The sequence below is a fragment of the Enterobacter cloacae complex sp. ECL72 genome, from assembly GCF_019056635.1.
Taxonomy (GTDB): domain Bacteria; phylum Pseudomonadota; class Gammaproteobacteria; order Enterobacterales; family Enterobacteriaceae; genus Enterobacter; species Enterobacter hormaechei_C.
Genome location: NZ_CP077659.1, coordinates 3518877 through 3532349 on the forward strand (window position 1 = coordinate 3518877; position 13473 = coordinate 3532349).

Sequence of the window (13473 nt, forward strand, 5' to 3'; positions counted from 1 at the left end):
TACGGGCCTGTAGGTCGGGTAAGGCGAAGCCGCCACCCGACTCGTTTTACGGTGCCGGATTCACCAGCATCTGCCCTACCGATCCCCTGTCCATCATCTCCAGCGTCTGGCTGTGGAACAGGAACGGGAAGTGCGGCCAGGAAGGCTGGCCGTAGTAGACGAGCAGTTCGACCTGGCCATCCACCCAGACGGTATCTTTCCAGCCCCTGTCTTCCGGGAACGGCATCGCCCCGTTGACGTTGCGGATCAGGAATGACACCCCTTCAATATGGAACGACTGCGGCATCTCCGAGCGGACGGTCCAGCGCTCCCAGGTTCCCTGCTGGGCGGTGATATCAATGCGGTTTACGTCCCACAGCGCACCGTTGATGCCCGGATCGTCGCCAAGGCTGATATCGCGACTGCGTACTGCCGGGCCGGTCACAATCTCCTGCGGCAGCAGGCGCATCGGCAGGCTGTCGGTCACCAGCGGCAACAGGCCGGTCGGGCGCAGCGTCAGCACCAGCGTGGAGACCAGAACGCTCGACGGTTCAAAGAAGCCACGAATACGGTCAACAATGCTTGCCGCTTCGCCGCAGGTCACGGACACTTCATCCCCGTTGGTCATATCCACGAGGATCTCACGACGTTCGCCCGGTGCCAGCGCCAGCTGTTTTACCGATACCGGCGCAGGTAATAACCCCTGATCGCCTGAAATCACGTGCAGCGCGCGGCCGTCGCTCATCTGCAACTGATAGCGACGCGAGTTAGAAGCATTCAGCAGACGCAGGCGCACCCAGCCACGAGACACTTCAACATACGGGCTTTGCGCGCCGTTAACCAGCAGCGTATCGCCCACAAAACCACCGCTGCCCGGCTCGCTGTACTCCGGCGTGCCGAAGTTATCCAGCCGCTTGTCCTGAATAATGATCGGGAAATCATCAACGCCGTAGTGATTCGGGATCGGCAGCGTTTTGCTGACCTCATCTTCAATCAGCCACATTCCGGCCAGGCCGTTGTAGACCTGCTGGGCGGTGCGGTTCGGGGTGTTGGCGTGATACCACAATGTCGCCGCGCTCTGACGAATCGGGAGGACGGGCGCCCAGTCGGCATTCGGCGACATCATGCGTGCCGCGCCGCCAATCAGCGGCCCCGGCACCTGCAAACCACTGACGGTCATCGCGACATTTTCCGTCGTACGGTTACTGTAGATGAGCTTAACGTCATCGCCATTCCACACGCGAATGGTCGGCCCGAGGTAGCGTCCGTTAATGCCCCATACCTGCGCGCGCGTTCCCTGGGTAAAGGACCAGTGGCTACGCTGAAGCGTGAGGAATAGCGGCTGCCCGCGACGGGATTCAATCAACGGCGGAATAGGCAGCGGCTGTTGCTGCCCGGCGGCGCTGGCTGTCCGCGGCATCGCACCCGCACAAAGGGCGATACCCGAAGCCTGAATAAACTGACGCCGACTGAGTGACATATAAGCTCCATCTGAAACGACTAACAACGCGGGAATTCGTTTTCCCTTACACGACACCGGGTCAAATCTTACCGGCGGCTTCTCGCTCTGCAACTTCTTTATCGAGCTGCGCAATATGCTGAGCCATCAGCTCGCGGCAGTGCGTGGCCAGCTCGCGCACCTGGTCTTTACCGTATTTTGAGGTATCTACCGGTGGCAGCATTTCGACAATGACCAGTCCGTTATTCAGACGGTTAAGATTAATCTTATTCGATGTATTGGAAACACACACGGGAATAATTGGAACGCCTGCCGCAATTGCAGCATGAAACGCGCCGGTCTTAAACGGCAGCAGGCCGCGACCACGGCTGCGCGTCCCTTCCGGGAACATCCAGATGGAAATCCGGCGCTTTTTAAACTGATCCACCACTTCCGCAATGGTACCATGCGCTTTGGCGCGGTTGTTACGGTCAATCAGTAAGTTACCGGTGAGCCAGTACAGCTGACCGAAAAACGGGATCCACAGCAGGCTTTTTTTACCCACGGTTACGGTCGGCGGAAGAACAATATTTGAGGCCGTCACCATATCGTAGTTGTTCTGATGGTTAGCGATATAGATGGCGTTACCGAAATTCTCCGCCCCTTCAGGCAGACGCTTTTCAACCTTCAGGCCAAATAGCGGCGCAAGACGACCAAACATGTGGCCAAACGTCGCGACATGCTTTGGGTTACGCGGGCTGAACAGGCAATAAATCGATCCGAAAATACAGACCAGAATGCAATAAATAACGGTAAGAATGAGACGAACAATGTATAGCATAGCGACCTCTGAAGCCCTGACAGCTGACAATTATACTTCACCTGTGGCCAGGTAAGGACTTTATTACGAGCGCGTATTGTTAATCGCAACGCACGAATTAACAACGTTTTTACGGGAAATTTTATGGTAATTCCCCCTCCGGAAAGAGGGGGGATGAAACAGGTTACTCTTCGCTGTCGTCCGCTTTGCTGCGCGCCGGCGAGTCGATCTCCACGCGGTCAATTCGCTGGAGGCCGCGCATCAGTGAGCCGCGACGTCCACGCTCACCCACCACCTTCTGCAACTCTTCCGGACGCAGTTTGATTTTACGCTTGCCGACATGAATGGTCAGGGTGCTCTGCGGCGGCAGCAGGAAGAGATGCGCGAGGCCATCGACGCCTTTTGCCGCTTCCGCTGACGGGATACTGATGATCTTGTTGCCCTTCCCTTTCGACAGCTCCGGCAGATCGCTGACCGGGAACATCAGCATGCGTCCGGCAGCGGTGATCGCCAGCAGCATGTCGCTTTCGTTCTCGATGATCAGCGGCGGCATGACGTGTGCGTTATCCGGCAGGCTAATCAGCGCCTTACCAGCACGGTTACGCGACACCAGATCGTTGAAGGTACAGATAAAGCCGTAGCCCGCATCAGACGCCATCAGCAGTTTTTGATCGTCGGCCTCCATCAGCATATGGTCCACCGTGGCGCCCGGCGGCAGCGTCAGCTTGCCAGTTAGCGGTTCGCCCTGGCCGCGCGCAGACGGCAGCGTGATCGGGTCGATGGCGTAGCTGCGGCCCGTGGAGTCGATGAACGCCACCGGCTGGTTACTCTTGCCCTTCACCGCCGCCTTGAAGCTGTCACCAGATTTGTAGCTCAGACCCGGCGCGTCGATATCGTGGCCTTTAGCGCTACGTACCCAGCCGCTCTGGGAAAGCACGATGGTCACCGGCTCGGAAGGCAGCATGTCGTGCTCGTTCATCGCCTTCGCCTCTTCGCGCTCGTGCAGCGGAGAACGACGGTCGTCGCCAAAGGCGTCGGCATCGGCCTGCAACTCTTTCTTCAGCAGGGTGTTCATCTTGCGCTCGGATGCCAGAATCGCCTGAAGCTGATCGCGCTCTTTTTCCAGCTCGTTCTGCTCGCCGCGGATCTTCATCTCTTCCAGTCTGGCGAGATGGCGCAATTTCAGTTCGAGGATCGCTTCGGCCTGGGTTTCGCTGATGCCAAAGCGCGACATCAGGGCAGGCTTAGGTTCGTCCTCGGTACGAATGATCTCGATCACTTCGTCAATGTTGAGGAACGCCACCAGCAAACCTTCGAGGATATGCAGGCGCTTAAGCACTTTTTCCAGACGATGGTTCAGACGACGGCGCACCGTATCGCGGCGGAAGGCCAGCCATTCGGTGAGGATCTCCAGCAGGTTTTTCACCGCCGGACGACCGTCCAGACCAATCATGTTCAGGTTGATGCGGTAGCTTTTTTCCAGATCGGTAGTGGCGAACAGGTGGTTCATCACCTGCTCCATGTCCACGCGGTTAGAGCGCGGCACGATCACCAGACGGGTCGGGTTTTCGTGGTCCGATTCGTCGCGCAGGTCGTCCACCATCGGCAGCTTTTTATTGCGCATCTGGGAGGCGATCTGCTCCAGCACCTTCGCACCGGACACCTGGTGCGGCAGCGCGGTGATCACCACGGCCCCGTCTTCTTTGGTCCACACCGCGCGCATGCGCACGGAGCCGCGACCGTTCTGGTAGATTTTGCGGATTTCCGCGCGCGAGGTGATGATCTCGGCTTCGGTCGGGTAGTCCGGCCCCTGCACGATATCCAGCAGATCGTCCAGAGAGGTTTTCGGCTGCTCAATCAGGGTGATGGCGGCTTTTGCCACTTCACGCAGGTTGTGCGGCGGAATGTCCGTCGCCATGCCCACGGCGATACCGGTCGTGCCGTTCAGCAGGATGTTCGGCAGACGCGCAGGCAGCATCTTCGGCTCCTGCATCGTACCGTCGAAGTTTGGCACCCAGTCGACCGTCCCCTGCCCCAGCTCGCCCAACAGCACTTCGGCATATTTAGACAGGCGGGATTCGGTATAACGCATTGCCGCGAAGGATTTCGGATCGTCCGGTGCCCCCCAGTTCCCTTGGCCATCCACCAGCGGATAGCGATAAGAGAACGGCTGGGCCATCAGCACCATCGCTTCATAGCAGGCGCTGTCGCCGTGCGGATGGTATTTACCCAGCACGTCGCCGACGGTACGGGCGGATTTCTTAAACTTGGCGGTAGCATTCAGCCCCAGTTCGGACATCGCATAGACGATGCGGCGCTGAACGGGCTTCAGGCCATCCCCGATAAACGGCAACGCCCTGTCCATGATGACGTACATGGAGTAGTTCAGGTAGGCGTTTTCCGTGAATTCATGTAGCGCGAGGCGCTCTGCCATATCGCTCATTACGTGTGATTCCTCAACTCAGAAACCGATGGGTTTCAGGCAATATTGCCGCAGATACTACCTCATCTGGCGAGTTGAGTCACAAAGAAAAAGGGCCGCATAAGCGGCCCTTTCCGGGTTATTTGTTCAGCTTGATAACCTGCTTCACGTCGATTTCAAACTCGTTCCAGTCTTTATCGATTTTACCCTGGAGTTCGACTTTATCCTGGGGCGTCACCGTCACGCCGTTCCAGCGCTTGTGGTCGATCTCCACCACCACCGTGCCGCTCTCATCGCGGAAGGTGTAACGGTCATCGGACAGGCGCTCGGTAATGTTCCCGCGCAGCTTCACCCAGGCATCGTCCTTCAGGTCTTTCACTTTAGCCGCGGTGGTGAGGTTGGCGTTGTTATCGACAAAGCCACCCTGCTGGGTTTGCGTCTGGTTCTGTGTCACAGATGGGCCAGAGAAGCCACCCTGTGCAGCAAAGACAGGGGCCGTGGTCATCATCATGATGGCAGCAATTGCAGCGAATTTTTTCATCTTTATCTCTCCCTTTAATGTCGTTTCACAATCCATTAAACAGGGTAAACCTTAACAACTTCTTAAGGGGAAAATTTATTTATTTTTACTGTACAGCAGGCGCTTGCAGAAGGTTTACTGACGGCATCAAGGAGGAAATATGCGCATTTTACTGGTAGAAGACGACAGGCTCATCGGCGACGGCATCAAAGCGGGCTTAAGCAAAATGGGCTTTAACGTGGACTGGTTTACCGACGGTAAAACCGGGCAGGCGGCCCTGTACACCGCGCCGTATGATGCCGTGGTGCTGGACCTGACGCTGCCAGAAATCGACGGGCTTGAGATCCTGCGCGCCTGGCGCGAAAGCGGTAAGAGCGAACCGGTGCTGATCCTGACCGCGCGGGATGCGCTGAATCAGCGCGTCGAAGGGTTACGCCTGGGGGCGGATGATTACCTGTGTAAGCCGTTCGCGCTGATTGAAGTGGCGGCCCGCCTTGAAGCGCTGGTGCGCCGCAGTCACGGGCAGGCGCGCAGCGAGCTGCGTCACGGCAAGGTCACGCTCGATCCGGCAAGCCTTGTCGCCACGCTGGAGGGCGAAACGCTGGTGCTCAAACCCAAAGAGTTCGCCCTGCTGGAGCTGCTGATGCGCAACGCGGGCCGCGTGCTGCCGCGCAAGACCATCGAGGAGAAACTCTACAACTGGGATGATGACGTCTCCAGCAACGCCGTCGAAGTCCACGTTCATCATTTACGCCGCAAGCTCGGCAGCGAATTTATCCGCACCGTGCACGGCATCGGTTATACCCTTGGTGACGCATGAAACTGACCCTACGCCTGAGCCTGAAGCTGCGCCTGACGCTCCTCTTTTTGTTGCTGTCCCTGGCGGCCTGGTTTGCCGCAAGCGTGGTGGCCTGGCACCAGACGACCGACAAGCTCGATAAGCTGTTCGATACCCAGCAGATGCTGTTTGCCAAACGGCTGCTGACGATGGACGTGGACGAACTCCGCGCCCCGGAACGCATGCGCGAGGTACCGAAAAAAGCCAAACACGGCCATCTGGACGACGATGTGCTGGCCTTCGCAATCTTCACCGCCGACGGCAGCATGGTGCTTAACGACGGCGAAAACGGGCGCGACATACCTTACCTCTACCGCCGGGACGGGTTTGATGACGGTCGCTTGCAGGATGACAACGACGAATGGCGTTTCCTGTGGCTGACTTCTCCGGACGGGAAATACCGCGTGGTGGTTGGCCAGGAGTGGGAGTACCGACAGGATATGGCGCTGGACGTGGTCAGCTCGCAGCTGACGCCGTGGCTGGTGGCGCTGCCCGTAATGCTACTGTTGCTGATTGTTCTGCTGAGCCGGGAACTGAAACCGCTGAAAAAACTGGCGCAGACCCTGCGCTCGCGCTCGCCGGATGCGACCGATACGCTGCCCACCCACGGCGTGCCGACGGAGGTTCGCCCGCTGCTTGATGCGCTTAACCATCTTTTCGCCCGTACGCAGGAGATGATGGCCCGCGAGCGCCGCTTCACCTCGGATGCCGCCCATGAGTTGCGCAGCCCGCTGGCCGCGCTGAAGGTGCAAACCGACGTGGCGCAGCTTTCCCTTGACGATCCCGGGGCGCAGTCTAAAGCGCTGGGGCAGCTGCATGCGGGCATCGACCGCGCCTCCCGGCTGGTGGACCAGCTTCTCACCCTGTCGCGCCTGGATTCACTGGATAATCTTGATGACGTCGAACCCGTGATGATGGCCGATTTGCTGCAATCCGCGGTGCTGGATATCTGGCATCCGGCGCAGCAGGCGGGCATTGATATTCGGCTCAACGTCAACGCGCCCGAGGTGATGCGTCACGGACAGCCGCTACTGCTGAGCCTTCTGGCGCGTAACCTGCTGGACAACGCCGTTCGTTACAGCCCGCGCGGCAGCGTGGTGGACGTGACGCTGCATACCCAAAGCTTTACCGTGCGCGACAACGGCCCGGGCATTTCTTCCGATGCGCTGGCGCGTCTCGGCGAGCGCTTTTATCGTCCACCGGGCCAGGACGCCACCGGCAGCGGTCTGGGGTTGTCTATCGTCAAGCGTATCGCGACGTTACATGGGATGAGCGTCTCGCTGGGCAATGCGCCGGAAGGGGGCTTTGAGGTGACCGTCAGCTGGTAGCCATTATTGCGCTGAGCGCAAAAGACTTTGCACATTTTGCTTATTTTTCCGCTCCGTCCTCGCGCGTAGAATACCCGGCATACTCTCAGCATCGAGGACAAATAATGAGCAATATTCTGATTATCAACGGCGCGAAAGAATTTGCGCACTCTAAAGGCCAGCTCAATGACACCCTGACCGAGGTCGCGGATGGTTTCCTGCGCGACGCCGGACATGATGTTAAGGTCGTGCGCGCGGACAGCGATTACGACGTGAAGGCCGAAGTGCAGAACTTCCTGTGGGCCGACGTGGTTATCTGGCAGATGCCGGGCTGGTGGATGGGCGCACCGTGGACCGTGAAAAAATACATGGACGATGTGTTTACCGAAGGTCACGGTTCGCTGTATGCCAGCGACGGCCGCACCCGCTCAGACGCGTCTAAAAAATACGGTTCCGGCGGCCTGATTCAGGGCAAGAAATACATGCTCTCCCTGACCTGGAATGCCCCGCTAGAAGCGTTCACTGAGCAAGATCAGTTCTTCGAAGGCGTGGGCGTAGACGGCGCGTATCTGCCGTTCCACAAGGCGAATCAGTTCCTGGGTATGGAGCCGCTGCCGACCTTTATCGTCAACGACGTGATTAAAATGCCGGACGTCCCGCGCTATATCGCAGAATATCGCAAGCATCTCGCGGAAATTTTTGCTTAACTGGTAGCCTGGAATTAGAAGGAGTTAATTATGCTTACCGTTATTGCTGAAATCCGTACGCGTCCTGGCCAACATCACCGCCAGGCGGTACTGGATGAGTTCGCGAAGATCATCCCGACCGTACTGAAAGAAGAAGGCTGCCACGGCTACGCGCCGATGGTGGACGCCGCCACCAGCGCAAGCTTTCAGGCGACCGCGCCAGACTCAATCATCATGGTTGAGCAGTGGGAAACCGTCGCGCACCTTGAAGCGCATTTGCAGACCGCGCATATGAAAGCGTGGAGCGACGCGGTGAAAGGGGACGTTCTGGAAACCCACATCCGTATTCTGGAGCAAGGGGTTTAAGTTCCGTGAAATTTGCCGGGTGGCACTGCGTTTACCCGGCCTTCAACTTCCCTCCCAGGCCCGGTAAGCGTTAACGCCGCCGGGCTTTTTTCATCACCTTAACATTCAACTGCTATGCTTATTCTGACTTCATGTTTAACAGGAGGATGGAATGGGACTTTTTAACTTCGTAAAAGAAGCAGGCGAAAAGCTGTGGGATAACCTGACCGATCATAAAGGTCAGGGCGACAAAATCACCGAGCACCTCAAGAAACTCAACATTCCCGGTTCCGATAAGGTTCAGGTTAACGTCACTGACGGCAAGGCCAGCGTGACGGGCGACGGGCTGACGCAGGAGCAGAAAGAAAAAATCCAGGTCGCCGTCGGCAACATCGCGGGCGTCAGCGAAGTGGAGAACAATATCACCGCGACAGATGCCAAAGATGAAGCCACCTACTATACGGTGAAATCCGGCGATACCCTGAGCGCAATCTCTAAAACCGTGTACGGCGATGCCAACCAGTACAATAAGATTTTTGAGGCTAACCGTCCAATGCTCTCCAGCCCGGATAAGATCTATCCCGGTCAGACGCTGCGTATTCCGAAAGCGTGATCGATAAGTCGGGGGTTACCCCCCGACTGTTTTTACCAGTACAGTTTCCAGCTCTGCGTAAAACGCACCAGTGCCTCAACGTAGAAGTAATCGCCCCAGCTCGCGCACTCATCCACGCCTTTATTGCTCGCCAGGTGATACACCGAGTGCTTAAGCAGCCCGTTGCCCTTCTCTTCTTTGCCCATCAGATAGTGCTTTGTCAGCGAGGACATAATCCCTTTCGCCCATTCGAGGTAACGTTCGCGATCCGGATCTGTGACCGGCAGATGTTTCACCAGCTCCAGCAGTCCACACACCGCAATTGCCGCCGAGGAAGAGTCACGCAGTGCGTCGGTGCCCACCAGCGCCAGATCCCAGTGGCAGACGTAGTCTTCCGGCAGGCGATTGAGGAAGTAGTTCGCCAGCCGTTTTGACAGGGCGATCATCGTTTCGTCGCCGGTATAGATATAGCTCAGCAGGAAACCGTAGATCCCCCACGCCTGCCCGCGCGACCAGCAGGAGTCGTCGGCGTAGCCCTGCTGGGTGTTGCCGTAGCGCGGTGCGCCGGTTGCCACATCCATATAGTAGGTGTGGAAGGTTGAGGCATCGTCACGAATGAGGTACTTCGCGGCCTGCATGACGTGCGCTTTTGCGGCGTCGGCAAAGCGCGGATCGCCCGTCTGCTCCGTTGCCCAGTAGAGCAGCGGCAGGTTCATGTTGCAGTCGATGATCATCCGCCCGGCCTGCTCCGGATCGGAGAGATCGCCCCACGCCTGGATGATTTTCGCCTTCTCGTGGAAGCGTTCCAGCAGGGCTTCCGCCGCCAGTAGCGAGAAGCCGCGCGCCTCGCGGTTTCCGGTCAGCCGCCACGCGGCTACGCAGGAGAGCGTGTAGAGGAAGCCTAAATCGTGGGTGTTGGTGTCGTTGCGCCCGGCGATGCGCAGGCCAAACGAGCGCACGTGTTTTTCCGCCATCGCGCGGAATTTTTCCTCGCCGCTCATCTCCCATGCCAGCCACAGCTGCCCGGTCCAGAAGCTGGTGGTCCACTCCACGTTGTCAGTCAGCGGATAAAAACCGTTCTGGCAGGTTTCCGCCGGGAATTTGTCGCCGAACTCCGTTAAATGACGGCTAATCAGGTCAAGAACGTGGCTGCGCGCCGAATTCAGTTCATCGCTGAATGCGCGGGAGTCAACGGGCGCAGCGATAACAGGCAGACGTTCTTTTTTGATACGACTTAACATATTTCGGTTCCTTCTTTGACGGCGTAATTTATCGTGTTGACGTTTCTGCTACGTTCAGCGCACGAGCCCCGCGCCATTTGCTCTGACAGGCGGATAACGTAAAAGCAGAAATAAGGGTAAAGGTCAGCGCCGTTGCGCCCATGATGATATAGGTGTGCTCAAAGCCAATACGGTCATACATATAGCCGGCAGGGGAAGAGACCACCACGTTGCCAACGTAGAGCATCGCCTGATAGCCGAGTAAATACATGGTGGCATTGACGCGCTTGTCGAAATGCTCGGCGATATATTTAAATACCGACACCAGCAGGAGACAAATTTCCAGACCGTACAGCGGCTTAAGTACTGAAATTAACAGGTGTGAATCACACATGCCGGAAATAATCAGACGCGCCCCAACCACCAGCCCGACAATTAACAGCCCGCGTTTGGCGCCAATAAAGTTCACAAACAACGGGACCACCATATACATGACAAATTCCATGCCCGACTGTACGGTCCCGAGATAGCCGAATACGGCGTTGCCCTCATGAATATCATCGAAGAAGGTGACGAAATAGCGCGAGAATTGCTGTTCGGCGATAAACATCATCCACGCCACGCCCGCCACGTACAGGCAGAAGGCCCAGAATTTACGGTTACGCAGCAGGGCGTAAACGTCGGACGGGGCAATTTTCTCTTTCGTCAGCACCTCGCCTGCGTGAGCGGAGTTAGTGTTCACTTTCAGGCTCAGCAGGACAATCAGCATCACCACCGACGCCACGCTGCCGAGAATAAAGTTATACGCCGGTGAGAGGTTGAACAGCAGGCCGGAGAAAGATGACGCCACCGCCCAACCGAGCGAACCCCACATACGGATCTGCCCGAACTCCATGCCATTCAAACGGCTAAAGCGGTCGGAATAGGATTCACACGCCGCCACGCCCGCGTACCAGGCAAAGCTTAAATAGAGCGCGCCGATAATAATCCCCAGCAGGGTATTAGACATTAACAGCGGCTGGTAAACGTAAATAAAGAATGGCGCCATCAGGGCCGACATGATCACCACAAAATAGAGCAGATATTTGCTCATGCCGATCTTATCGAGAATATAGCCGTAGATCGGCTTGAGAATAACGGAGAATATCCCGTTCACCGCAAAGACGGTTCCAATCACCGATCCGCTCAGGTTGGCTTTCTGACCGAGCCAGATCGCCAGCAGACCAATACTGGCAGACCAGGTAAAGAAATAGAGAAAGATAAAGCTGCTGATTTTGTAATATTCAGTTCTGTTGGTTGTCGATGTGCTTTTCATATCATCCTCGCCGGGGTGTAGGGCCAGATTTTTATAATGTGAACGACAGCTTACGTTCGCTTCCGGGTTCGCGAATCACGACCTGGTTATGGGTTATATTCAGCTGCGGCGTCGCCGCAGCGGGCTGTTTTCCGCCAGCCAGAACGGCGCAACAGAGCCAGCTTTCCCCTTGCGGGAGGTCAGCTTTTAACAGCGGAATGGAGGCGCACTCCGCAAACATAATGCTGCTGTTCGGCGGCGTGACGATGCTGTCTGGCTGGCGCTGAATGATCGGCGAAAGATCGACAATGACGCTGCTGCCGTTTTCAGCCAACAGATAACAACCGCGTTCGCGCACCTGATGGGCGGTTTTCATCACCGCAAAGCCGCCCTCGACGGTTTGCAGAGTGCGCGCGCTGTTGATACGGTGCAGGCGCAGGTGCCACTCCCCGAACGGGATCTGCCAGGTCGCAATCTGCACGTCGCGCCACGGCGACCAGCGCGAGAAAATGTAATTTTCATCCACCCGAACCTCTTCGCACTCGCGACGTCCGCGGAAATAGTCATCTCCGTCCGCCAGCAGCAGCATGGAATCGCAGGCGGCATGCTTCAGGCCAAAACGCCCGCGCTCAAGGGTGAATCCGAAGCGGCTGGAGTAGGCAAATTTGGTGTATTTCGCTTCGGTGTTGACGTAGTTGTTCAGCTCCAGCTGACCGGCGGTGAGCATGACGACGTGCTGCGAATCTTTCGAATGCATCAGGATCTGCTGCGCATGCGGAATCACATGTTTTTCAGCAAGCGCGGGCAGCGGTTGTTCTTCCGCCTGCCAGAACGGGTGTGCTTCCGGCAGCGCCAGGATCAGATAGGTTTTCAGCGCCCAGTACGGTGAACCGGGGGAGTTGTAATCCTCGCACATCGCCAGGTTCGGATACGCAAACCCCAGGGTAAGAATACCGTCGCGATCGACAATCGACTGCTGCTGCCACCAGCGCAGATGCCGCAGCACAATGCCCTTCACGATGCCCGGGGTGAAGACGTCCAGTTGAGAAAAGGCCACCGCGCTCCAGAAGGCAACCATGGCAAAGCGGTAGGTCAGGCTGCGGCCAAACGGCACCGAGGCGCCATCGGCGGCGGACCAGTAGATAAAGTCTTCCGCGAACAGACGCGAGCGCTCGCGCAGCACCTTCGCCCTCGCCTCGTCGTCACTCAGGGTGGCGTAAATCAGGCCGTAGAAATGGAAAGCCATGGAGATGTAGTAATCTTTCGGGCGGCCGGGACCGTCGGAATACCAGCCGTCGCCGAGGTAGTAGGCGTCCATCAGCGCAAAGCGGTGGTCAATGGCGGCCCGATCGTACGGCAGGCCGGCGCGCTTAAAGCCGAGCTGGACCATAATGGCAAAATAGTTCCAGTTGCTGTCCGGCATCTGCGCGTCGGTGATTTGGTTGAGCCACGCGTGCAGGTTCATCACCTCGCGCCCGGTAAAGTGCGCGGTGAGTTTATCCCCCAGCAGAGCGAGCCCCAGACCGTAGGCCGCCATCTCCACCAGACGTTGATCGTACGGGCCGGTTTCACCCCAGTAGCCGCTGCTTTGCGGGTCGGTACCAAGCTTAATGGCAGTAAGGTACTTCTCGCTGAACGGCGTGCTTTCGCCGGATGCCATCAGCGGAAACAGCCCCCAGAGCGCGCGGGAAAGTCCCTCCATCTGCGCAATATCCGCGGTGTAATGGGCGCAGGTGTCGCCCAGCGGGAATCGTGAACGGTTCGCCGGAAATTGCGTGTCCAGCGCCTGTAAAAGTGCATTCAACGACGCCACTACCTCCTGGCGTGAAGACAACGGATTTGATTTTTCTTTGTTTGCCGCCCACATCGGTTCGCCCTCGTAATCAACTGCGGCAAAGCATAGTGAATCCGCAAGGGGCAGAAATGTTAGCCATGTCACAGGCATGAACGATGAATAAACCTCCAGTTGAGAAAATTTAAAAAGGTGGTTTATAAAGACGATCAGACGGGAA

The 13473-nt window shown here is 57.3% G+C and carries 12 protein-coding genes; 5 read left to right on the top strand and 7 right to left on the bottom strand.

What is annotated here, in order from left to right:
* Positions 1-46: 46 nt before the first annotated feature.
* The 4 genes from ftsP to KTH07_RS17020 all read right to left on the bottom strand — a co-directional run bounded on the left by ftsP (position 47) and on the right by KTH07_RS17020 (position 5200).
* Entirely contained in the window at positions 47-1459 is a 1413-nt protein-coding gene (gene ftsP / locus KTH07_RS17005) for a cell division protein FtsP (RefSeq protein ID WP_017384056.1), read from the bottom strand.
* 61 nt (positions 1460-1520) lie between these two features.
* On the bottom strand, positions 1521-2258 hold the full coding sequence (plsC, locus tag KTH07_RS17010) for a 1-acylglycerol-3-phosphate O-acyltransferase (protein ID WP_003862497.1): 738 nt from the start codon (positions 2256-2258) through the stop codon (positions 1521-1523).
* A 163-nt stretch (positions 2259-2421) separates the two neighbouring features.
* A complete protein-coding gene (gene parC, locus KTH07_RS17015; RefSeq protein ID WP_015571873.1) occupies positions 2422-4680 on the bottom strand; it encodes a DNA topoisomerase IV subunit A in 2259 nt (752 codons plus the stop codon).
* Positions 4681-4798: 118 nt separating this feature from the next.
* Positions 4799-5200 (bottom strand): YgiW/YdeI family stress tolerance OB fold protein, encoded by a 402-nt coding sequence (locus KTH07_RS17020; RefSeq protein WP_023304432.1) that lies wholly within the window; start codon positions 5198-5200, stop codon positions 4799-4801.
* A 139-nt stretch (positions 5201-5339) separates the two neighbouring features.
* Between KTH07_RS17020 and qseB the strand changes: the two genes are divergently transcribed.
* The 5 genes from qseB to lysM all read left to right on the top strand — a co-directional run bounded on the left by qseB (position 5340) and on the right by lysM (position 8968).
* The gene (gene qseB, locus KTH07_RS17025; RefSeq protein WP_017692662.1) at positions 5340-5999 is read left to right on the top strand and encodes a quorum sensing response regulator transcription factor QseB; all 660 of its coding nucleotides are present in this window, start codon (positions 5340-5342) and stop codon (positions 5997-5999) included.
* A complete protein-coding gene (gene qseC / locus KTH07_RS17030) occupies positions 5996-7345 on the top strand; it encodes a quorum sensing histidine kinase QseC (protein ID WP_032619016.1) in 1350 nt (449 codons plus the stop codon). The genes qseB and qseC overlap by 4 nt, the downstream gene beginning before the upstream one ends.
* Before the next feature lie 104 nt (positions 7346-7449).
* Complete coding sequence (locus KTH07_RS17035) at positions 7450-8031, top strand: NAD(P)H-dependent oxidoreductase (RefSeq protein WP_015571876.1); 582 nt, start codon at positions 7450-7452, stop codon at positions 8029-8031.
* A 30-nt stretch (positions 8032-8061) separates the two neighbouring features.
* Positions 8062-8376 carry a putative quinol monooxygenase gene (locus KTH07_RS17040; RefSeq protein WP_003862506.1) on the top strand — a complete coding sequence of 105 codons (315 nt, stop codon included), beginning with the start codon at positions 8062-8064 and terminating at the stop codon, positions 8374-8376.
* A 151-nt stretch (positions 8377-8527) separates the two neighbouring features.
* On the top strand, positions 8528-8968 hold the full coding sequence (gene lysM, locus KTH07_RS17045; protein WP_014885249.1) for a peptidoglycan-binding protein LysM: 441 nt from the start codon (positions 8528-8530) through the stop codon (positions 8966-8968).
* A 32-nt stretch (positions 8969-9000) separates the two neighbouring features.
* Here the strand turns inward: lysM and KTH07_RS17050 are convergent, their stop codons facing one another.
* The 3 genes from KTH07_RS17050 to KTH07_RS17060 are packed head-to-tail and all read right to left on the bottom strand — an operon-like array spanning position 9001 to position 13328.
* Positions 9001-10188 carry a glycoside hydrolase family 88 protein gene (locus tag KTH07_RS17050; RefSeq protein WP_032619014.1) on the bottom strand — a complete coding sequence of 396 codons (1188 nt, stop codon included), beginning with the start codon at positions 10186-10188 and terminating at the stop codon, positions 9001-9003.
* 28 nt (positions 10189-10216) lie between these two features.
* The gene (locus KTH07_RS17055) at positions 10217-11482 is read right to left on the bottom strand and encodes an oligosaccharide MFS transporter (RefSeq protein ID WP_015571880.1); all 1266 of its coding nucleotides are present in this window, start codon (positions 11480-11482) and stop codon (positions 10217-10219) included.
* Between the two features lie 31 nt (positions 11483-11513).
* Complete coding sequence (locus KTH07_RS17060; protein WP_023295449.1) at positions 11514-13328, bottom strand: DUF2264 domain-containing protein; 1815 nt, start codon at positions 13326-13328, stop codon at positions 11514-11516.
* Between the last annotated feature and the right edge of the window lie 145 nt (positions 13329-13473).

Coding starts and splice junctions, on each gene's coding strand:
- ftsP (WP_017384056.1), bottom strand. CDS start 1,459: ATGTCACTCAGTCGGCGTCAGTTTATTCAGGCTTCGGGTATCGCCCTT.
- plsC (WP_003862497.1), bottom strand. CDS start 2,258: ATGCTATACATTGTTCGTCTCATTCTTACCGTTATTTATTGCATTCTG.
- parC (WP_015571873.1), bottom strand. CDS start 4,680: ATGAGCGATATGGCAGAGCGCCTCGCGCTACATGAATTCACGGAAAAC.
- KTH07_RS17020 (WP_023304432.1), bottom strand. CDS start 5,200: ATGAAAAAATTCGCTGCAATTGCTGCCATCATGATGATGACCACGGCC.
- qseB (WP_017692662.1), top strand. CDS start 5,340: ATGCGCATTTTACTGGTAGAAGACGACAGGCTCATCGGCGACGGCATC.
- qseC (WP_032619016.1), top strand. CDS start 5,996: ATGAAACTGACCCTACGCCTGAGCCTGAAGCTGCGCCTGACGCTCCTC.
- KTH07_RS17035 (WP_015571876.1), top strand. CDS start 7,450: ATGAGCAATATTCTGATTATCAACGGCGCGAAAGAATTTGCGCACTCT.
- KTH07_RS17040 (WP_003862506.1), top strand. CDS start 8,062: ATGCTTACCGTTATTGCTGAAATCCGTACGCGTCCTGGCCAACATCAC.
- lysM (WP_014885249.1), top strand. CDS start 8,528: ATGGGACTTTTTAACTTCGTAAAAGAAGCAGGCGAAAAGCTGTGGGAT.
- KTH07_RS17050 (WP_032619014.1), bottom strand. CDS start 10,188: ATGTTAAGTCGTATCAAAAAAGAACGTCTGCCTGTTATCGCTGCGCCC.
- KTH07_RS17055 (WP_015571880.1), bottom strand. CDS start 11,482: ATGAAAAGCACATCGACAACCAACAGAACTGAATATTACAAAATCAGC.
- KTH07_RS17060 (WP_023295449.1), bottom strand. CDS start 13,328: ATGTGGGCGGCAAACAAAGAAAAATCAAATCCGTTGTCTTCACGCCAG.